Consider the following 19,747-nt stretch of genomic DNA (forward strand, 5'->3'; position numbering starts at 1 on the left):
CTCCCCCTCCCGCCCCCCACTCCCGCCTCGAAGGGTGCTGACCGTGAGCAGAAAACCGCTGGTGGGCGGGCTCCCCGTCGAGGAGGTCGCCCTGTGGCACCGGGTGCGGCGCTTCGCCGTGCCGCGCTGGATGATCGAGGGCGCGACCGAGGCCCGGCTGGCCGGTGACTGGCGCGCGGCCTGCGCGGTCGCGGCCGTGGACGTCGCACTCGACCTGGCGCGGATCGGGGACCGGCACGGCGCCGCCGTACGGGACGCGGTCGCGGACGACCTCGCCCACCTGGCACCCGACCTGCTGCGCTGGCACCTGCCCCGGGCACCCGCGTCCGGGGGCACGACGCTGGCTGCGCGCCGGGTGGTCCTCCTCGCCCCCCACGGCGGCGTCAGGCGCAGGTTCCGGGCGCACGCGCAGCCGTCGTACCTGGTCGTCCGCACCCCTGGGGCATGGGACGGTCCGCAGCGGCTGGTCCTGGACTTCCTCAACGCCGACGACCCCGGCCTGCTGCCCGAATACCTCGTGGAGGACTGGACCGCGACCCGCCACTTCTGGGACGCCCGGCACGCCCCGGAACTCCGCGCATGGTGCGGGGGCGGCGGCGGGCAACGGCTCCCGTTCTTCCACGCGGACGGCACTCCGCTCGGACCACGGGAGCTGCCCGACACCGACCCGGGCTCCGGAGGCGATCCGGCCGCGCGGGAGGAATGGATCGCCGTCCTCCAGGCCCGCGGGGACCTCGTGGGTGCCTTCGCGGCCACGGGTGTGGACGTCGATCCGACCGCCGTGCCGCTCAACTCCGGCTGGGGCCCCGGGGAGCCGGAAGCCGTCATCGCGGCGCTTCCCATGGACCTGCCCCGGACCGTCCGGGAAGTGCGGCGTCTACTCGCGGCCGGGGTCGCCGACCGGTTCCGGATACCGGGCGGGTACCGCGGTGACGTCCTGCTCGAGCCGGCCGGCCCCGGCCCGGACGCCGCTCTGCGCGCCCGCGCCGAGGGGCCGCACCGGGACGCCGGACTGGCCACGATCCCGGGGATCGCATGGCGGCGGATGCCCGACCTCCAGCTGGTCCGTACCGGGCGCCTCGCGCCGGAGGAGCTCCACCCGCTGGTGGCGGCCGCCCTCTTCCCGGCATCGGGTCCCGCCTGCGGGCCGCCCGGCCCGCCCGCCGTCCTGGAACCGGTGCGGGTCAGATGCGGCGGCGAGTGGCACCTGGTCGGCTTCCGCGACGGGGAGCTGCGCGTCCCGCACAGTGCCCGGGAACAGCTGCGCGAGCAGGCCATGCTGGCCTTCGGGGGCGACGTCTCCGGGTGCTTCGCCGTACAGCGCGCCTGGGCCTCGGGGCGGGGGCGGCTGCCGCGCGCCCTGCGGCCGCTGCGGCGGGAAGTGTTCGAGCGTGCGCGGCACGGCGACACCCCCGGGCTCGCCGCCCTGCTGGCCGCCGGACTGGACCCCGCCGTCCGGGACAACGAGACCGGCCACACCCTTCGGGACGTGCTGCGCCGCCTCGACCCCGAGGCGGGCTGACGCCGCCGGGAGGAGGATGGGAGAGGGACCGACGCGTCGACGGGAGTGATCATGTTCCAGGACACCAAGGCGTTCAGCGGGTTCTCGGTGGACGACATCACGAAGGCCAAGGAGTTCTACGGCGGGACGCTCGGCCTGCGGGTCTCGGAGGAGAACGGCATGCTCTTCCTGAACCTCGGGGGCGGCGGCACCGTACTGCTGTACCCCAAGGACAACCACCGGCCGGCGGATTTCACCGTCCTCAACTTCCCGGTGGACGACATCGACAAGACCGTCGACGCGCTCACGGCCCTCGGGGTGACCTTCGAGCGCTATCCGGACTTCGACGCCGACGCCAAGGGCATCGTCAGGGAGCAGGGCGAGGGCATGCCGTCGATCGCCTGGTTCAAGGACCCGGCGGGCAACGTGCTGTCCGTACTCACCGAACCGTCCTGACCGAAGGCCGCTCCCTGCGCCGCGCCCGCGCATCACGGCACCGCGGCGCCCCTGTGACGGCACTCACACATCTTCCCGGTGTTCCGTGTCGACCGGATGCGGTCCGGCGGGCGTATGCCTGGTGAGAGGGTCACATGGATTCGGGAGCGATTTTTGACCGTCGAGGAGTTCGAACAGTTCTACGCACACGCGGCGGGACGGCTGACAGGTCAGTTGTACGTCATGCTCGGCGATCACCATGAGGCTCAGGACGTGGTGCAGGAGGCCTTCGTCAGAGGCTGGGGCAGACGGCATCAGCTGGACCGGGACGGCCGGCCCGAGGCGTGGATCCGCACCGTCGCGTGGCGGCTCGCGGTGAGCCGGTGGCGCGTGCGCCGTCGTACCGCCGACGCCTGGCAGCGCACTGCCCCCGCCAGTCATGTGGAGGGTCCGGGGCCGGAGGCCGTCGCCCTCGTCGACGCGTTGCGCCACCTGCCCCTCAAGCAGCGCCGGACGATGGCTCTGCACTATCTGTGCGATCTGACGGTCGAGCAGATCGCCGCCGAGACCTCCCTGTCCGCGAGCACGGTCAAGACCCATCTCACCCGGGGCCGGGCCACCCTCTCCCGCCATCTGCAGGACCCCCGCATTGAGGAGGCGCCCGATGCATGACTCCCACGATCCGCTGCGGTCCCTGTTCCGGGAAGCGGCCTCCGCGGGGCAGTCCGGGGCCGGTCTCCCGCCCGTCTCCGTCATCGCACGGCGCGGGGAGCGGGCCCGACGGCGCAGGATCGTCTCCGTGGCGGCCGCCTGCCTCCTGGTCCTCGGCGGGACCGGCGCCGCCCTGTCGACGCTGCTGCCGCACGACTCGACTCCGACCCTCCCGGCGACCACCCCCTCACCCGTGCCGCCGTCCCCCGTGCCCACCGCGCCGGGCGCTTCGGCCACGCCCGGCGCTTCGACGTCGCCGGGCGTGACGACGTCACCGCCCGCCCCGCCGCCCACGACTTCGGGTCCGGGCAGATCCACCGCCACGTCGTACCCGCCTCAGTAACCCCTCCCTCCCCATCAGCGGACACCGGCCCCGGAACCACGGCCGGCGGTTCCGCACGCCTTCAGCCGAGCAGGAGATCCACCCATGTCCGTTTCCGCCCCGCCCCGGCCTGTCGAGGTTCCCCGCAGGCCCGCGGTGCGCCGCCCGGTGTTCGCGTGGCGCCCCGGCCGTGCGGACCGCGAGGTGCTGTGGCTCTACGTGCTGACCCGCGTCGGCCTGTGGACCACCGCGGGAGCCGCCCGCTGGCTGTTCCCCTCCGACGACCAGGCGCGGAACCCCGCTTCGTTCCTGTCGCCCTGGCAGCAGTGGGACTGGTGGCACTACCTCCACATAGCCCAGGACGGCTACTTCCCCGACCAGGCCGGTCCGTGGACGGCCGGCTGGGACAACAGGGAGGCCTTCCTCCCCGGCTTCCCCTCACCCTGCGCGCCGTCCACGCGGTCGTCCCGCACTGGGCCGCGGCCGGAGCGCTCATCTCGTTCGTCGCGGGCGGCGTCGCCGTCCTGGCGCTGGCCCGCATCGCCCGCCGCCACCTGCCCGACCCGGACGCGGGCCGGCGTACGGTGCTGTTCTTCCTGCTCTCGCCGTGCGCCGTGTTCCTCGCCGCCGGCTACACCGAGGCGCTGTTCCTGGCCCTGGCCCTGCCCGCCTGGCTGGCAGCCCAGCGCCGGAACTGGCCGGCGGCCGCGGCCTTGGCCTGCCTGGCCTGCTCCGTACGCGTCACCGGGCTCTTCCTCGTGGCCGCGCTCGTCCTGCACTTCGCGCTCACCGCCCGGGGCCGCCGGGCCTGGCGTGCGGCTCCCTGGCTGTGCCTGCCCGCCCTCTCCCCCGTGCTGTACAGCTGGTACCTGGAGGCGCGGACCGGCGACTGGATGGCGTGGAAGCACGCCCAGGAGCGCGGCTGGTACCGGGACTTCCACGCGCCGTGGGACGCCTGGGCCAACACCTGGAACGCCGCTTTCCACCACCTCCACCCCACCGGCTACGCGCTGATGTGGCAGGCCGAGCTCCTGGCCATGCTGGCCGGGGTGATCCTCCTGGTCCTGCTCGTACGAGGCCGCCGCTGGCCCGAGGCCCTCTACATCGGCCTCACCCTGTGGGCGCTGGGCACCTCCTACTGGTACACGTCGATTCCCCGTTCCACCCTGCTGTGGTGGCCGCTCTGGATCGGCCTGGCCGCCTGGAGCCACCGCCGCCCCCGGGTTCTGACGGTGTACCTGTGCGTCGCGGCCCCGCTGGCCACCACGGTCGCCCTCACCTTCCTCACCGGGCGGTGGGCGGGCTGAGAAGGGCGGCCGGCCGCGGCATAGAGTGCCGCCTGTGGACAGACACATAACCTTTGAGCGGCTGCACAACTTCCGTGACCTGGGCGGCTATACGGCCGCGGACGGCCTGACGGTGCGCTGGGGCCGGCTGTTCCGGTCCGACTCCCTGGGCAAGCTGCGGGGCGAGGACTGGGAACGCTTCCTGGAGCTCGGCGTCGAGGCGGTCATCGACCTGCGGTACTCCTGGGAGATCGACGCGAAGGGACGGGTGCCCGGGCATCCGTCACTCGCCTACCACCACCTCAGCATCGAACACCGCCCCTACGACCAGGCGGCCCTCGGCCCGGAGGTCGAGACCGGCCCCTACCTCGCCGAGCGGTACATGGAAGTCGCCCACGACGGCGTCGGCGAACTGCGCCGGGCGCTTGAGGTGATCGCCGCCCAGGAGGGCCCGGTGGCCTTCCACTGCGCGTCGGGCAAGGACCGCACCGGTCTGCTGGCGGCGCTGGTCCTGGCGCTGCTGGGGGTTCCCGAGGAGGTCATCGTCGAGGACTTCGCCCTCACGGAACTCGCGACCGGCCGGCTGCTCGCGGACTGGCGGGCGGACCACCCCGGCCAGGAACCCGCCTGGCCGGGGTACGGGCGGGCGCCCGCCGAGGTGATGCGCCTGTTCCTCGCGGCCCTCACGCGCGAGCACGGGTCCGTACGGGACTACGCGGCAGACCTGCTGGGCGCGGACGACACCCTCGTCGCCGCCCTGCGCGAGAACCTGCTCGCCCGGCAGAGCGCTTAGGGCTCAGCCCCGCCGGGTGCGCGTCTTGCGCTCCCGGCCGGGCACGGGCTCGGCCCGCCAGGAGCGGTGGGCTTCCAGCAGCCCGGCACGCTCGTCGGGGTCGCTGTCGCGCAGGACCATCCGCAGGGTCACCAGGTCCCGCAGTCCGCGTACCAGGGCGGCCGGTGCACGGCGGGGCCCGCGGGCGAGGCGCACGAGCAGGCCGAGCACGAAGGGCGCGGCGATCAAGGCGAGTTGGAGGTTCACGGGTACTCCTCGTACGTCGAAGGTTTCGGTTCGGGCAAGGGCCGGCCGGCCTCGAAGTACCAGGGATAGCCTCGACAGGCGTTCACAGGGGTGATGTGAACCGGAACGTACGGCCTGGTCAAGGGGTGTTGGGTGGAGGGTCTGAGCACCGAGGTCCCGGGCGGCGCCCACCGGGAGCTGATCGCCCGGATCCGTACCGCGCTGGCCGGGCGGAAGCAGAGCGAGGTGGCCCGGGACGCCGGCATCCAGCCGTCGACCCTGAGCAACATCCTCAACGCGAAGGCGGTGCCCACCCTCACGACGCTCGACGTGCTCGCCCGCGCCCTGGGGATCACCGGACCGGCCCTGGTGGAGCTGCGCCGGCTGCGCGAGCGGGCGGACGTGCGGACGCGCCGCATCGACGGCTACCTCGCCGCGGCCCGCGACGCCGCGCGGGAGCACCCGTACGCCGGTGTGCTGCCGGGCACCACGCCTCCGCTCGCCGCGGTCTACTTGCGGCAACGGGTGCGCCGCGCGGCCGAGGCTGCCGGGGCTGCCACCGTGCCGGCCGACGAGGTCCCGGCCGGCGGGCGGGTGTGCGTGATCCTGGCGGGGCCCGGCGGCGGCAAGTCGAGCCTGCTGCGGACCTGGCTGGCCCGGGGCACGGGCCGGTGGCTGAAGGGGCGGGGCGAGGAGAGCGTGCCCGTGCTGGTACCCGCCGCCGACCTGGTCGACGCCCCGCTGGCGGACGCCCTCGCCGCCTCCGTGAACCGGGAGCTGGAGGGACTGGTGGAGAAGCTGCCGGCGGCCTTCTTCGGCTCCGAGCCGCAGCCGGGGGCGGGCTGGCTGGTCCTGGTGGACGGGCTGGACGAGGTCACCGACGCGGCCGCCCGGCGCAAGGTGTTGTGCCGCCTCGCGGACGCCTCCGGCGGGGAGCATGCCGGTCTGTACCGGTTCATCGTCGCCACCCGCCCGCTGCCAGGGCGGGAACTCGACCTCCTGGGCACCGACGTGCCCCACTACGCCCTCCAGCCCTTCGGCCGGGACGACCTGCCGCTGATCGCCGGGAACTGGTTCCGGTGCCTGGAGGTGGCGGACCCCGAGGGTACGACGCGGCGGTTCCTGCGGGCGTTGGAACAGACCCGGCTCGCGGCGCTCGCACAGGTGCCGCTGATGACCGCGATGCTGTGCCAGCTCCACGCGGCCGCCCCGGACCAGCCGTTGCCCGCCGGGCGCGGGCAGCTCTACCGCGAGTTCGTCGACCTGCTCCACCGCCAGCAGCACCGGGCCGGTTCGCACGGCCTGCCCGTGCTGACCGCGGGCCTCGGGCGCTACGGACCCGGGGCGCTCGCCGCCGCCGAGGAGACGCTCGACCACCTCCCCGAACTGATCGCCCGCCTCGCGGCCGAACGCCACGCCGGGAACACCCGGCCCGCGCTCGACGTCCTGTGCGAGCAGCCGCGGGCGCGGCGGCCCGCGCGGGTGCCGGAGGGCGACTGGCGGGCGTTCCTCGACACCGCCGCCCGGCGCGGCGGCCTGCTGATCCCGCGCGGCGGCGACCTAGTCTTCCTCCACCAGACGCTGCTGGAACACCTGGCCGCCCGCCATGTCCTGCGCGACCCGAAGGAGGGTGCGCGGGCCATCCGGCGGGCCTTCCACCAGCCCCGCAGATGCCGGCCTGCGGTTCCGATGTCCGTCTACGCCAGGGGGACACCACCCGGGGTCCGGCCGCGCGCGTGGGGCCTGCGGTACTGGGCGCCGCCGGCCGATTCCTCCTCGACCGGGTTCCTCCTCGACGCCGCGCACGACGCCGGTCTCGGCCTGCGCAGGTCACCGCTCCGGCGCCTGGCGTCGCGGGGCGGGCTGCCCGGCTGGGAGTTCGTGGCCGCCCAGGCCCACATGGGCACCCGCCTTCCCGACGACGTGGTCGCCACGGCAGCGGGGCACCTCCACGCTTACACGGGCCCCGAGTTCAGTGCCCGCATCCGTACCCAGGCCGCCGAGGCGCTGACCCGTCTCGGGGACCCCCGGGGACCGGATCTCCTGTACGGCTTCGCCGTCGATGCGTCCTGCCCGGAGTTCGATCGGTTTCGGGTGGCCGGGGCCCTGGTCGAGCACGGGGATCCCCGGGGCCCCGCCTCGCTCGTCGTCGTCTCCGGGGACCCGGTCGTCTCCAGCAAGGTCCGCCGCGACGCCGCCGCGGCGCTGGCCGCGATCGACGACCCCCGCGCCGCGGGCCTCTTCCTCGCGATCGCCCTCGCCGGGTCCTCCTCCGGCCGCGACCGTGTCCCGGCCGCCGAATCCGCGGCCGAACTGGGCGACCCCCGTGCCCTGGACGCGCTGTACGCACTGTGCCTGGCACCGGACATGCCCGCCGCGTACCGTGTGGCGGCCGCCGAGGCACTGGCCACCCGCGGCGACCCACGGGGCCCCGCCTCGCTCCTGTCCGTCTCGCTGGACGTGAACGTGCAACAGGCGGTGCGCGTCAGAGCGGCCGGGGCGCTGGTCTCCGCGGGTGATCCCCGTGAGGCCGACCGCCTGCACGCCCTCGGCCTCTCCTCCGGCGGGCCGGGGCAGGCCCGTTTGGAGGCCGGTGTGGCGCTGGCAGGCATCGGCGACCCGCGCGCCGCCGAGGTGTTCCACTCACTCGCCGCCAACCGGGGCGAGGGTCAGCACGATCGCGTCCGCGCGGCGAAGCAGCTGGCGGCGCTCGGGGATCCCCGCAGCCACGGCCTGCTCCTCGCCCTCTCCCGGGACCCGGGCATCAGCGGCTCCCCACGTGTGGAGGCGGCGACGGCACTGGCCGCGCTGGACGAACCGGCCGCCGCCGAACAGCTGCACGCGCTCACCTGGGCCCGGGCCCTCTCCACCCGGGACCAGTTGGCGGCCGCCGTGGCGCTGGCCGGCCTGGGCGACCGCCGCGCCGCCCACGCCCTCCACCTCCTGGCACTGTGTCCCGAGGTCCCGGACCCGAGCCGGGTGAATGCCGCCAGGGCACTGGTCGGGCTCGGCGACCCGCACGCCGCCGACCTCCTGCGCGCCCTGCCCGCGCTCTTCGACCCGAACACCTTCGGTGACTATCTGCTCGACGTTCCGCGGCTGCTGGCCGGCCTAGGAGACGCGCGGGCCGCAGAGCTGCTGGCCGCCCTGCCGGCGCCGCTGTGGCCGGGAGAGCAGACGTCGAACCTGGTCAGGGGGATCCTGGAGGAGGTCGGCAGGCCGCCCCGGGGGCCCCGGCCTAAACGCGGTTCCCGCCGAACGGGCCGCCGAACGGGCCCGCGAAGCCCCAGTACGTGACCAGCACGTCGCGGTAGCCGGGGTCGCCGAGGTGCTGCTCCCGGTGGAACTCCGGGGCGGCCTTGATCTGTTCCTTGGTTCCGTCCACGTACACGGTCCGGATCTCCGGGTCGATGCGGGTCACCGCGCCCGCCGGAACGAGGACCTCCCTGCCGAAGATCCACACGCCGGTGTCGACCACCAGATAGGCGTCGCCGGCCTCGTCGTTGTGCTGGTCGACCTTTCCGATGTGGCCGTCCGTCGCCTCGACCGTGTAGCCCGTGAGGTCGGTGCCTGCCAGATGGCCCGAGGTCGACCGGTAACTCCATACATGCTGCGTCACTCGAAAGCTCCTCGGTTCGGCGGGCGGCGGGTCCTTCCCGCCGCACCTCCTCGCCTGCCCGGTGAGCGAAGCCGTAACCACCCCCGTCGGGGCCCCGGACGGCGCATACTCGGACCATGGCTGACACCACCACAGTCGAGGTCGACACCGATGTCCACGACCGGCTCGCCGCGCTCGCCGCGGCCCGCGGACTGAGCCTGCGCGCGTACCTGGCCGAACTCGCCGCCGCCCAGGAGAACCAGGCCGCCCTCGCCCGCGCCGCGCGCGCCTTCGACGAGGCGGTCGTGCGGCCCGGGTTCCGCGAGGGCTTCGCGCGCGACTTCGCCTAGGCCTGAGGTCGGTCCAGCGGCGCGAAGCCGAGCCGCAGCGTCGTCCGCCGTGCGCGCAGTTCGTGCTCCGGCAGGGGGCCCGGACCGCAGGAGGCCGTGCCGATCCCGTGGTGTGCGGCGTCGAGGTGCAGGTGGACGCGGTCGCCCGGCACGAGGTCGGTGGTGTGCCGGGCGGCGGCGAGTTCGGCCGCCGTCCAGCGGCGGGCGGTGAGGTCGTACCAGGGGTCCCCGGTCACCAGCAGTCCGCCGCCCGCCCCGGTCAGCCGGGCCCAGCGGACCTGATGCCGGTTGCCGTTCTCCTGCGGGCGCACGTACGGGGTCTGCAACGCGTCGACCGTGTGACGGTGGCGTCCCAGCCGCGCCGCGGCCGCCGTGTCGCGGTATGCCTCGCCCGGGCCGCGTCCGTACCAGTCCACGGTGTCGATCCAGCCGGGCAGGGCCGTGCGCAGCCCGATGCGCGGCAGCGCGCCCGGCCAGTCCCCCTCCGGTACGACGGTGAGGTCGAGCCACAGCGTGGAGCCGTCGGTGCGCCAGCGGTACGTGGTGTGCATCGCGGCGTCGGTGCCCGCGGGCGCCACCCGGGTGGTGACGGTCAGCGCGTCGCCGGAGGCGTCCAGCCCGGTCAACCGGGTGGTGAGCCGGTGCAGTCCGAGGGCCTGCCAGCCGTCGGCCTCCCGGCCGCCGAGCCGGTCGTTGTCGGTGGGAGCGCGCCACAGGTCGAGTACGGGACGGTCGAGCGGCAGCCCGCCGACGGCTCGCAGGCCGCCCGTGGCCGCGTCGAACCGGCCGGGACCGACGAGGACGTCGGCGCCCTGCCGTGACAGGGGTGCGCGCCGTCGCACCGGCGGCGGCGCCGGCGGCGACACCGCCTGGCCCCAGGCGATGTCGTGGCCCGCCCCGGCCCAGGGCTCGTCCCGGGCGAGGCGGGCGGTGACGATGAAGGCCCGTTCGCCGTCCTTCGCGGGCGGCAGCACGGGCCACGGCAGGAGGGTGTGCTCGCCGGGCCGCAGTACGGGGACCGCCAGCGGGCCCTGCGCGAGGGGTTCGCCCTCGTCCTCGGCCCGCCAGTCGAAGCCGAGGTGCCCGGTGTCGCGGAAGTCGTGCCCGTTGCGGATCAGGATGCTCTCCCCCGCCGGGTCCAGGTCGATGGTGACGGGCTCGATCACCTTCTTGTACTCGATCAGGCCCGGCGAGGGGGTGCGGTCGGGGAAGAGGAGCCCGTCGGCGACGAAGTTCCCGTCGTGGACGGGCTCGCCGAAGTCGCCCCCGTACGTGTGACGGGTGCGGCCGTCCGCGGTCCGCCGGGCGATGCCGTGGTCGATCCACTCCCAAACGAAGCCGCCCTGCAGGCGCGGGTACCGCTCGAACAGCCGCTGGTACTCGGCCAGTCCGCCGGGTCCGTTGCCCATGGCGTGCGCGTACTCGCACAGGATGAAGGGCAGGGCGCGCCGGTGTGCGTCGAGCGCCGGGTCCGTGGTGGCGGGTTCCTCGCCGCGGCCGATCAGTTCGGTCTCGGCGTGGTCGGCGTACATCCGGCTGTAGACGTCGGCGTAACCGCTGTCCTGGTCGCCCTCGTAGTGCAGGAGCCGGGAGGGGTCCCGGCGCCGGGTCCACGCGGCCATGGCGGCGAGGTTCCGGCCGGTGCCGCTCTCGTTGCCGAGGGACCACATGATGACGCTGGGGTGGTTCTTGTCCCGTTCGACCGTGCGGCTCATCCGGTCGAGGTACGCCTCCTGCCAGCGCTGGTCGTCGCTCGGGTTGGCATGCCAGCCGACGGGTTCGAACCCGTGCGTCTCCAGGTCGCATTCGTCGACGACCCAGAGGCCGAGTTCGTCGCACAGGTCCAGGAAGGCGCTGTCGGGCGGGTAGTGGCTGGTGCGGACGGCGTTGATGTTGTGCCGCTTCATCAGCAGGACGTCGTGGCGCATGGTCGCGTACGAGAGGGTGCGGCCGGTCTCCGGGTCCCATTCGTGGCGGTTGACCCCGCGCAGCAGCAGCGGACGGCCGTTGACCTGGAGCCGCCCGTCCTCGACGGTCACGGTGCGGAAGCCGACGCGGATCCGCACGCGTTCGCCGGCGGTGACGAGTTCGCCGTCGTAGAGGTGCGGCTGTTCGGCGGTCCACGGGACGACGGCGGGGAAGTCGTGCGGCCCGGCCGGGTCGGCGTCGTGCAGGCCGAGCGCCGGCACGTGCAGGCGGGCGGCGGCTCCCGAGGTCTCCACGCGGAGGGTGCCCCGGCCGGTGGTGTGGTCGTAGTCCGCGTGCACGAAGACGTCGTCGAGGCGCTGCGCCGGCCGGGCGAGGAGGCGTACCGGGCGGAAGATGCCGGACAGCCACCACATGTCCTGGTCCTCCAGGTAGCTGCCCGCGGACCACTGGTGCACGCGGACGGCCAGGAGGTTGCGGCCCGGGCGCAGGGCGCCGGTGGCGTCGAATTCGGTGGGGAGCCGGCTGCCCTTGCCGTCGCCGAGCCGCTGCCCGTTGAGCCAGACCGCGAAGCAGGAGTCGACGCCCTCGAAGCGCAGGACGGCGCGGTCGGCGGGCCAGGGCTCGGGGAGGGTGAACGCGCGCCGGTACTCGCCCGTCGGGTTCTCGTCGGGGACGTGGGGCGGGTCCACCGGGAAGGGGTAGGTGACGTTGGTGTACGCGGGTGCGCCGAAGCCGTTCAGCTGCCAGCAGGACGGTACGGGCAGCTCGTCCCAGGTGTGATCGTCGAAGCCCGGGGCTTCGAACCCGGCGCTGAGGTCGTGGAGTCCGGCGGCGAGGCGAAAGCGCCAGGGCCCGTCGAGTGCGAGGCTCGGGGCGTCCGAGTGGAGGGCCGCCCGGGGGGCGAGCCGGCCGCGGCCGGGGGCCCGGTCTTCGACGTACGCGGTGTCGCGGGTGGTGCTGGTCATGGGCTGGCTGTTCTCCTACGGGGGTCTTGCCGGTCACGCCGAACGCAGCAGCTCGTCCGGGCCGACGCCGTGGGCGAAGGGCCGGCCGTGTGCGTAGCGTTCCACCTCGTCGATGGCCCAGTGGGCCATACGGGACAGCTCGTTGCCGAGGGAACCCGCAATGTGCGGGGTGAGGAGCACGTTGGGCAGGGTGAAGAGGGGCGAGCCGGCCGGGGGCTGTTCGGGGTCGGTGACGTCGATGACGGCGTGGATGCGGCCGGTCCGCAGTTCGGCGACGAGGGCGTCGGTGTCCACGAGGGAGCCGCGCGCGGTGTTGACGAGGGTGGCCCCGTCGGCGAGCCGCCCGAGCAGCTGCGCATCGAACATGTGGCGGGTCTCGGGGAGTTGGGGCGCGTGGATGGAGACCACGTCGCTGCGCGAGACGAGTTCGTCCAGCGGGAGCGGGCACACGCCGAGGGCGGCGGCCTCCTGCGCGTCCACGTACGGGTCGTAGAGCAGCACGTCGAGGTCGAAGGGGCGCAGCAGCTCGATGACCCGGCGGCCGATGCGGGAGGCGCCGACGATGCCCACGGTGCGCCGGTAGTTGCCGTATCCGGCGAAGTAGGGCAGGAGTTCGTACGCCGTGCGCTCGCGGCGGTAGCGCCGGGCGCTGTCCAGGACCCGCTTGTTCGCGAACAGGATCGCGGCGAGGGTGAACTCGGCGACGGGCCGGGCGTTGGCCGCCGCGGCGGAGGAGACGGTGATGCCCCGCTCCCAGACGGCCGGGGTGATGTGGTGTTTGACGGACCCGGCGGCGTGGACGACGGCCTTGAGGGCCGGCAGCCGGCGCAGTGCGTCCTCGTCGAGGAGCGGGGAGCCCCAGTGGGTGAAGAGGACCTCGGTGCGGGCGAGCAGCTGCGGGTCGGCGGCCCGGTAGTCGGTGACGAGCAGCGCGGTGTCGGTGTCCGCGACGCGGGGCAGCCGCTCGAGCGCGGCGGCCTCGAGGAGGGTGCGGTGGACGGTGGCGCCCATGGCAAGGAGGGTGCGCGGGGCTCCGGCCGCGGCCGGGGGCCAAGGTTCGCGTAGGGGCGTGGTGGTGGTCACGATCACTTCACCGCGCCCGCGGTCAGACCCGAGCGCCAGAAGCGCTGGAGGCAGAGGAAGGCCACGGCGAGCGGCAGGACGGAGACCAGGGAGCCGGTGATGAGCAGGGCGTACTGCTCGGGGTACTGGGTCAGCGTGGCGTTCCAGTTGAACAGGCCGAGTCCCACCGGGTAGAGCTCGTGGTCGTTGAGCATGACCAGCGGGAGGAAGAAGCTGTTCCAGCTGCCGGTGAAGGAGAAGAGGAAGACGGTGACGAAGGCGGGCGCGAGCATCGGCAGGGCGACGGAGCCGAAGATGCGCAGTTCGCCGGCGCCGTCCATGCGGGCGGCCTCCAGGGTCTCGCCGGGGACGTAGCCCTCGGAGAAGATCCGGGAGAGGTAGACGCCGAAGGGGCTGACCAGGCCGGGGATCAGGATCGCCCAGTAGCTGTTGACGATGCCGGCCTTGGAGGCCAGCAGGTACATGGGCAGGGAGATGACGGTGGCGGGGACCAGCAGGCCGAGGAGGATGAAGCCGTACAGCTTCTCCTTGCCCCGGAAGTCGTACTTGTCGAAGGCGTAGCCCGCGCCGAGGCTCAGCAGGGTCGAGGCGAGGGACCCGAGGACCGAGTAGACGAAGCTGTTGAGCAGCCAGCGTCCGAAGATGCCGTCGTTGTACGTGAACAGGTCGCCGAGGTTGGCGAACAGGTTGAAGTCGCCGAGGGTGAAGCCGGGCTTGCCGAAGAGGTCCGCGTTGTTCTTGGTCGCGGCGAACAGCAGCCAGGTGAGCGGCATCAGGGTGTAGAGGGCGATCAGGGCGAGGAGGCCGTTGACCGCGGCTTTCGAGGCGAGGATCCGGCCGCCGGTGCGCGGGCGGCGGGGCGGGTGCGGGTGGCGGCGGCGCGGGGTGCCGCCGGGCGCGGGGTGCGCGGTCTTGTCCGCGGTGAGGGTGCTCATGCTTCCTTCCACCGGTTTCCGAGCCTGGTGACGACAAAGGACAGCAGGGCGCCGAGCAGGGCCAGGATGAGCGAGGCCGCGGCGGCTATCCCGTAGTCGTGCTTGGAGAAGGCGGCCTGGTAGATGAACATCGTCGGCGACCACTCGGGCGACAGGCCGGTGGCGTCGTAGCGGAAGGTCTCCGGCTCGGTGAACAGCTGGATGGCTCCGATGCAGGTGAAGAGGGTGGTGAGGACCACCGAGGAGCGGATCATGGGGAGTTTGACGGACAGGGCGGTGCGGACGGCGCCGGAGCCGTCGACGGTCGCGGCCTCCAGCGTCTCGCGGGGGATGGCCTGCAGGGCCGCGTAGAAGATCACCATGTTGTAGCCGATCCACTGCCAGGCTGTGGCGTTGGCCATCGAGAAGAGAATGGCGTCGTCGCCGAAGAAGTCGGCCTTGGCGCCGGCCCAGTCGAGGAACTGGTGGATCGGGCTGAGGCCCGGGGTGTAGAGGAACACCCAGATGATGGCGGCGATCAGACCGGGCACCGCGTGCGGCAGGAACGCGGCGAGCTGGAAGAACCGCTTGGCGCGGGCCAGGGTCGAGTCGATGAGCAGGGCGAGGACGAGGGCCCCGCCGATCATGACGGGAATGTAGACCGCGCAGTACGCCGCGATGTGCAGGAAGCCGGTTTGCAGGGCGGGGGCGGTCAGTGCCCGGACGTAGTTGTCGATACCGCTGAAGAGGGTCTGCGTTCCGCCGAAGCCGAGGCCGGAGGACTGCTCGCGGAAGAGGCTCAGGTAGGCCGCGTACCCGATGGGCACGACCATGACGGCGAGGAAGAGCAGGACGAACGGTCCGATGAGCAGGGCGGCGGCGGTGCGTTGACCGCGCCGGCCGCGGCCTGAGCGCCGCGTGCTGCTGGGGGCGAGTGGTGCCGGCTTCACTTCGCGAGCTTCAGACCGCGGTCGTTGATCAGCTTCTCGGCCGTGGCCTGCGCCGTGTCGAACGCGGCGGCGAAGTTGCCGTCCTGGGCCTTGGCCAGGGCCGCGACGAGGTCGACCGAGGTCGCGTTGTGGACCGGGCTCCAGACCCAGCCGGTGGCGATGTTCGGTACCTGCTCGGAGGCGGTGGCGTAGATGTCCTGGCCGCCGTAGAACTTGGTGTCGAATGAGGCCTTCGCCGTCTCGCGGAGCGCCTCGTCGGCGGGCATGGCACTGGAGGTCCCCGGGCTCAGCCGGGCCTTGACGGCCTCCGGGCTGGTGGTGGCCCACTTGATGAACTCGGCGGCGGCCTCCGCCTTCTTGCTGTCCTTGATGACGGCGAAGGAGGAGCCGCCCACCATGCCGATCTTGCCGTCACCCCAGCCGGGGAGCGCGGCGGAGGCCCACTTGCCCTCCTGCTTCGCCTGCTCGGTCTTCAGGCTGCCCGCGCTCCAGGAGGCGCCGAGGCGGGTGTACACCTTGTTCTCGGAGGCCGCCTTGGTCGATTCGGGGCTCCACGCCTTGTGGTTGAAGACCAGGTCGTTCTTGACCAGGTCGCCCCAGTACGCGGCGACCTTCTTGGTGGCGGCGTCGTTGATGTTCACCTTCCAGGCGTCGCCTTCCGTGCCGTACCACTTGGCACCGGCCTGCTGGGCGAGGCCCGCCCAGGTCGCCGACTCGTCGCCCCAGAAGGAGGTGATGCGGGCCTCGGGGTCGGCCTGCTTTATCTGCTCCGCGGCCGTCCGGAACTCGTCCCAGGTCTTCGGGACGGCGATCTTGTGCTGCTCGAAGAGGTCCTTGCGGTAGTAGAGCATCTGCGGCGCCACGTCGAAGGGCGCCGCCCACTGCTTGCCGCCGAGGGTGACCAGGGCCTGGACCTGCTCGGGCTGCTTCTTGACGGTGGGTCCGAGCAGCTTGGAGGAGTCGGCGAGCAGTCCCTGGGTGACGAGGTCGGGGACGGCCTGGTACTCGATGTTCATGACGTCCGGGCCGTTGCCCGCCTTCACGGCCGCGGCGAGCTTGTCGTAGCCGCCGGCCAGGCCCGCGGGCACCTCGGCGAACTTGACCTTGATGGTGTCGTGGCTCGCGTTGAAGGCCTCGGCCGTCTGCTTCGTGCCCGGCATCCAGGACCAGTAGGTGATCTCCACCGGCTGGGCGGCGGTGCCGCCGCCCGCGGCCTTGCCGGAGCCGTCGCCGTCACCGCAGGCGGTGGCCAGAAGCCCCAGGGCGGCGAGGGAGGCGGTGGCGGCGACTGTGCGGAACGAACGTGAAGTGCGCGACATGGCACGGCTCCTACGGGGCCTCGTACGGAAGGAGTGGGGTGAACGGGCACCATCGTTTGTCCGAAACCGATCACAGTCAAGGGTGAACGCACATAACAATCGAATAGGCAGGCACTTTCCGTTAGGTTTCGATCGAGACGCTCAATACGTTCACTCCAGGGCGGGTTCAAGCCAGTAGTTGAGCTGCACCTGACAATTCAAGGTCCCTGTGACACCCTCCGTGACGCACTCCCGCGAGGCCTCCGGGCCCTCGCATCACCCCCACAAGGACGTGGCAAGGAGGAGCGACATGAGGCACATCCCCACGCTCACCGGACTCGCCGCACTGGCGATCGCGGCAACCGTCGTCGGCACATCGGCGGCGATCGCCGCGGGACCCACGGTCGATCAGAAGGCCGACGGGGTCATCGTGGTCGCCGGCAGCACCTGTACCTGGACCAACGCGAGCACCAGCGCCGTCCCGCCGAACGCCCTCACCGTCGACCGCAACACGATCAACAAGCCCGGCGGCAATCTCACGTGCAACGGCGGCATCACCGCCACCCTCAACAACAACCCCGCCTTCACCTTCGACGACGCCGGCGCCGTGGCGAAGACGGACGCGATCGACATCACCGGCAAGCAGAGCTTCATCTCCTGCCGGTACAAGGCGACGAACCTCGAGTGGAACCGCGACGGGACCACCCGGAAGTACACCAACAAGCCCTTCACGGCCACCAAGACCTCGGGCAGCTTCCTCTGTCCGGGGTCGGTCACCACCGCGGCCGGGGACGCATCCATGCTGTTCCACTGAGCACCGGCCCGCATCGGGCCCGGCCTCGTCCCCGCTTGCGCCGGATGAGGCCGGGCCTCCCCGGACGGCCCGGTTCCCCTCGGTGAAGTACCGTCAGCCCTGCTCCCGTGACCGGTGGGTGGAGGTTTGCACGGGCGGGATCCGAAGATCTACATTCTCACCGCATGACCATGTCACGCAGAACGATCATCAAGGGAATGGCCGCCGCGCCGTTCGTCACCGCGGCCGGCGCCGCGCTCGCCCCCGCCACCGCCGAGGCGGCCACCATCACCCCCGGCCAGTTCACGCTCGCCGAGCGGACGTCCAACGCCTCCGGTACGTTCGCCGACCACATCGCGGGCCTGGCGCGGGCCCTGCCCCGCGCGCAGATATCCGACGTGCTGGCCATCGCCAACCGCGACGCCACCCGCCTCTCCTCGGCCCCCGCGGGCGTGGGCGGTTTCTCGCACGGGTTCACCTGGAACACCGGCGACCAGGACGCGGTCGAGTGGATTCCGCAAGGCATCACCACCAGCGCGGACGCGCTCGGCGCCGGTCTGTGGCCCGCGGGTGGCAAGCGGGTGGTCCTGGTCTCCTGGTACTTCGAGACCGACCCCGACGACAACGGCGTCGACGACTTCCCCATCGACAAGGGCATCCGGGTCAGCTTCGTCGACTACACCTCGGCCGCCGCCCCCGTCTACCGGCACGTGCTGCTGGTGGAGCCCGTCCGCGGGGCCGGCGGCACCTTCACCTACGAGCCGGTCCGCAAGCACGCCGGCGGCATCATGTGGTACGGCAACCGGCTGTACGTCGTGGACACGTACAAGGGCCTGCGGGTCTTCGACCTGGACAGCATCCTCGAGGTCAGCACCGGCCTTCCGGACGCCTGCGGGCTGCAGTCCGACGGCAGTTACCACGCCTACGACTACCGCTTCGTCCTTCCGCAGTGCGGCGCCTACGACAACACCGGCACGCTGCTGCGCTTCTCGGCTATCGGCCTCGACCGCGCCTCCAGCCCGGACAGCCTCACCGTGAGCGAGTACGCGACCAGCCTCACCAGTCCCGTGGTGGACTACTCGGGGACCGGGTGGAACGGCAACGGCACGAAGGTGGACCTGCCCAAGATCGTCCGCTGGCCGCTCGACTACACGACCCGCAAGCTCGCCGCCACCACGGCCACCGAGGCCGTCACGGTGAAGCAGGGCAAGATCCAGGGCGTGGTCTCACGCCAGAGCAAGCACTATCTGTCGCAGAGCAACGGCCCGTCCTCCAACGGCTATCTGAAGACGGTCGCTTCGGGCACTGATGTGCCCTCCACCGTCGTCCGCCTGGGTGTCGGCTCCGAGGATCTGAGCTTCCACAGCGGCACCACCACCGACTGGGCCTACCGCGAGTCGGTGATCTGGAACCTCAGCGAGTACGCGGGCCGGCGCGACGTCTACGCCGTGTTCGCCGACGGCTCCTGACCGACAGTTCCCCCACGGGCCGCACCCGTCACTCCAGTGCCGGGTGCAGCTCCGGGTGGGCGTCCCACCAGTCCTTGTGGAAGGCGTGGTTGTCCACGTTGGCCAGATAGGCGCGGGCCGCGGCGCGGTAGAGCAGTTCCGCCTGACCGACCGAGACCGCGGAGCGGTTCCAGGCCAGGCGGATCCGGCCGGTGACGGGCGCCCCGGCCAGGGGCGCATCACGGTCCCCGGCACCTGCGGGGCCGTCGGCTGGCTGAGGGAGATCGCGCGCCCCGCCGCGATCAGGTCGTAGTGCATCTTGCGGTCGGTGATCCGGTAGCGCAGCGACGGGACGAACCCGGCCTTCGCGCAGGCGGCGACCAGCGCCTCGGGACCGCCGTCGTCGTCCTCCACCAGCGTCATCCACGACTCGCCGGCGAGGTCGGCGAGGTCGATGCGGTCCAGGCGCGCGAGGGGGTGTCCCGCCGACAGCCGGATGCAGAAGGGCTCCTTGGGGATCAGCGTCCGCGCCAGGGTCCCCGCCGGGAGCGGTACCTCGTGGTCGTTGACCTCCCCGTACACGATGGCGTCGTACCGCCCGGCGCCCAGCATCCGGGCCAGCGCGGTCACCGAGTCCTCCAGGTCCACGGTGATCTCCTGGCCGGACATGGACAGATCGGTCTCGGCCAGCAGACCGTCGAGCAGGACGAGCAGGATGCAGCCCAGGCGCAGCGGGGTGCCGGTGGCGAGGGCGCGGGCCTCCGCGCCGAGGGCGTCCATCTCGCTGAGCACGCGGCGCGCCTTCGCGAGGACGAACTGGCCGAGCGCCGTGGGCTCCACCCCGCTGCGGCCCCTCACGAACAGCTCGCCGCCAGTGACCCGCTCGATGCGGCGCAGCTGGGCGGAGAGTGCGGGCTGGGACACTCCGAGCCGCCGCGCGGCTCCCCCCAGACTGCCCGCCTCGGCGATCCGGCAGACGGCTTGCAGATGCCTCAACTCCAGCTGCATCCGGGCAGCGTACGCAGCCCGCCGCCACCGCACCATAACCCCGGCCTTATGCCTGCCGGGATGTCCCATTCCCGTCATGTCCACGCTCATACTCGGCCGCGAACGAGCACGCACTCCCCCACCCACCCCCACGATCGG

At 72.6% G+C, this 19,747-nt stretch carries 16 protein-coding genes and 1 pseudogene; 9 read left to right on the forward strand and 8 right to left on the reverse strand.

Annotated features, from left to right (window positions below):
- The first annotated feature begins 43 nt into the window (after nucleotides 1-43).
- The 6 genes and pseudogenes from JIW86_RS05575 to JIW86_RS05600 all read left to right on the forward strand — a co-directional run bounded on the left by JIW86_RS05575 (nucleotide 44) and on the right by JIW86_RS05600 (nucleotide 5,048).
- A complete protein-coding gene (locus JIW86_RS05575; protein WP_257552776.1) occupies nucleotides 44-1,522 on the forward strand; it encodes an ankyrin repeat domain-containing protein in 1,479 nt (492 codons plus the stop codon).
- A gap of 51 nt (nucleotides 1,523-1,573) precedes the next feature.
- Complete coding sequence (locus JIW86_RS05580) at nucleotides 1,574-1,957, forward strand: VOC family protein (RefSeq protein ID WP_257552777.1); 384 nt, start codon at nucleotides 1,574-1,576, stop codon at nucleotides 1,955-1,957.
- Between the two features lie 114 nt (nucleotides 1,958-2,071).
- Nucleotides 2,072-2,608: a SigE family RNA polymerase sigma factor gene (locus JIW86_RS05585; RefSeq protein WP_257552778.1), complete on the forward strand. Its 537-nt coding sequence runs from the start codon at nucleotides 2,072-2,074 to the stop codon at nucleotides 2,606-2,608.
- On the forward strand, nucleotides 2,601-2,990 hold the full coding sequence (locus tag JIW86_RS05590) for a hypothetical protein (protein WP_257552780.1): 390 nt from the start codon (nucleotides 2,601-2,603) through the stop codon (nucleotides 2,988-2,990). The genes JIW86_RS05585 and JIW86_RS05590 overlap by 8 nt, the downstream gene beginning before the upstream one ends.
- An 84-nt stretch (nucleotides 2,991-3,074) precedes the next feature.
- A pseudogene (locus tag JIW86_RS05595) lies at nucleotides 3,075-4,276 on the forward strand (mannosyltransferase family protein).
- Between the two features lie 34 nt (nucleotides 4,277-4,310).
- The gene (locus JIW86_RS05600; protein ID WP_257552781.1) at nucleotides 4,311-5,048 is read left to right on the forward strand and encodes a tyrosine-protein phosphatase; all 738 of its coding nucleotides are present in this window, start codon (nucleotides 4,311-4,313) and stop codon (nucleotides 5,046-5,048) included.
- A 3-nt stretch (nucleotides 5,049-5,051) separates the two neighbouring features.
- Here JIW86_RS05600 and JIW86_RS05605 read toward each other — a convergent pair whose 3' ends face one another.
- On the reverse strand, nucleotides 5,052-5,294 hold the full coding sequence (locus JIW86_RS05605; RefSeq protein ID WP_257552782.1) for a hypothetical protein: 243 nt from the start codon (nucleotides 5,292-5,294) through the stop codon (nucleotides 5,052-5,054).
- A gap of 132 nt (nucleotides 5,295-5,426) precedes the next feature.
- Between JIW86_RS05605 and JIW86_RS05610 the strand changes: the two genes are divergently transcribed.
- Nucleotides 5,427-8,570 (forward strand): NACHT domain-containing protein, encoded by a 3,144-nt coding sequence (locus JIW86_RS05610; RefSeq protein WP_257552783.1) that lies wholly within the window; start codon nucleotides 5,427-5,429, stop codon nucleotides 8,568-8,570.
- Here the strand turns inward: JIW86_RS05610 and JIW86_RS05615 are convergent.
- A complete protein-coding gene (locus JIW86_RS05615; protein ID WP_215140490.1) occupies nucleotides 8,512-8,892 on the reverse strand; it encodes a PRC-barrel domain-containing protein in 381 nt (126 codons plus the stop codon). The genes JIW86_RS05610 and JIW86_RS05615 overlap by 59 nt on opposite strands.
- Before the next feature lie 116 nt (nucleotides 8,893-9,008).
- Here JIW86_RS05615 and JIW86_RS05620 point away from each other — a divergent pair, with 116 nt between their 5' ends.
- Nucleotides 9,009-9,221 (forward strand): antitoxin MazE7, encoded by a 213-nt coding sequence (locus tag JIW86_RS05620; protein WP_215140491.1) that lies wholly within the window; start codon nucleotides 9,009-9,011, stop codon nucleotides 9,219-9,221.
- Here JIW86_RS05620 and JIW86_RS05625 read toward each other — a convergent pair.
- From JIW86_RS05625 to JIW86_RS05645, 5 genes are all read right to left on the reverse strand, one after another.
- Complete coding sequence (locus JIW86_RS05625; RefSeq protein WP_257552784.1) at nucleotides 9,218-12,115, reverse strand: glycoside hydrolase family 2 TIM barrel-domain containing protein; 2,898 nt, start codon at nucleotides 12,113-12,115, stop codon at nucleotides 9,218-9,220. The genes JIW86_RS05620 and JIW86_RS05625 overlap by 4 nt on opposite strands.
- A 33-nt stretch (nucleotides 12,116-12,148) precedes the next feature.
- Nucleotides 12,149-13,126 carry a hydroxyacid dehydrogenase gene (locus JIW86_RS05630; RefSeq protein ID WP_257559226.1) on the reverse strand — a complete coding sequence of 326 codons (978 nt, stop codon included), beginning with the start codon at nucleotides 13,124-13,126 and terminating at the stop codon, nucleotides 12,149-12,151.
- Between the two features lie 74 nt (nucleotides 13,127-13,200).
- Nucleotides 13,201-14,133, reverse strand: a complete 933-nt coding sequence (locus JIW86_RS05635; RefSeq protein ID WP_257552785.1) for a carbohydrate ABC transporter permease — start codon at nucleotides 14,131-14,133, stop codon at nucleotides 13,201-13,203.
- Nucleotides 14,130-15,062, reverse strand: a complete 933-nt coding sequence (locus JIW86_RS05640) for a carbohydrate ABC transporter permease (protein WP_257552786.1) — start codon at nucleotides 15,060-15,062, stop codon at nucleotides 14,130-14,132. The genes JIW86_RS05635 and JIW86_RS05640 overlap by 4 nt, the downstream gene beginning before the upstream one ends.
- On the reverse strand, nucleotides 15,059-16,381 hold the full coding sequence (locus tag JIW86_RS05645) for an ABC transporter substrate-binding protein (RefSeq protein WP_257552788.1): 1,323 nt from the start codon (nucleotides 16,379-16,381) through the stop codon (nucleotides 15,059-15,061). The genes JIW86_RS05640 and JIW86_RS05645 overlap by 4 nt, the downstream gene beginning before the upstream one ends.
- Nucleotides 16,382-16,670: 289 nt before the next feature.
- On the opposite strand from JIW86_RS05645, the gene JIW86_RS05650 reads away from it, so the two are divergent.
- Entirely contained in the window at nucleotides 16,671-17,174 is a 504-nt protein-coding gene (locus JIW86_RS05650) for a hypothetical protein (protein ID WP_257552789.1), read from the forward strand.
- A 1,205-nt stretch (nucleotides 17,175-18,379) separates the two neighbouring features.
- On the opposite strand, the gene JIW86_RS05655 is transcribed toward JIW86_RS05650, so the two are convergent.
- A complete protein-coding gene (locus tag JIW86_RS05655) occupies nucleotides 18,380-19,609 on the reverse strand; it encodes a LysR family transcriptional regulator (protein ID WP_257552790.1) in 1,230 nt (409 codons plus the stop codon).
- Between the last annotated feature and the right edge of the window lie 138 nt (nucleotides 19,610-19,747).

The organism is Streptomyces sp. NBC_00162 (assembly GCF_024611995.1).
Lineage (GTDB): Bacteria > Actinomycetota > Actinomycetes > Streptomycetales > Streptomycetaceae > Streptomyces.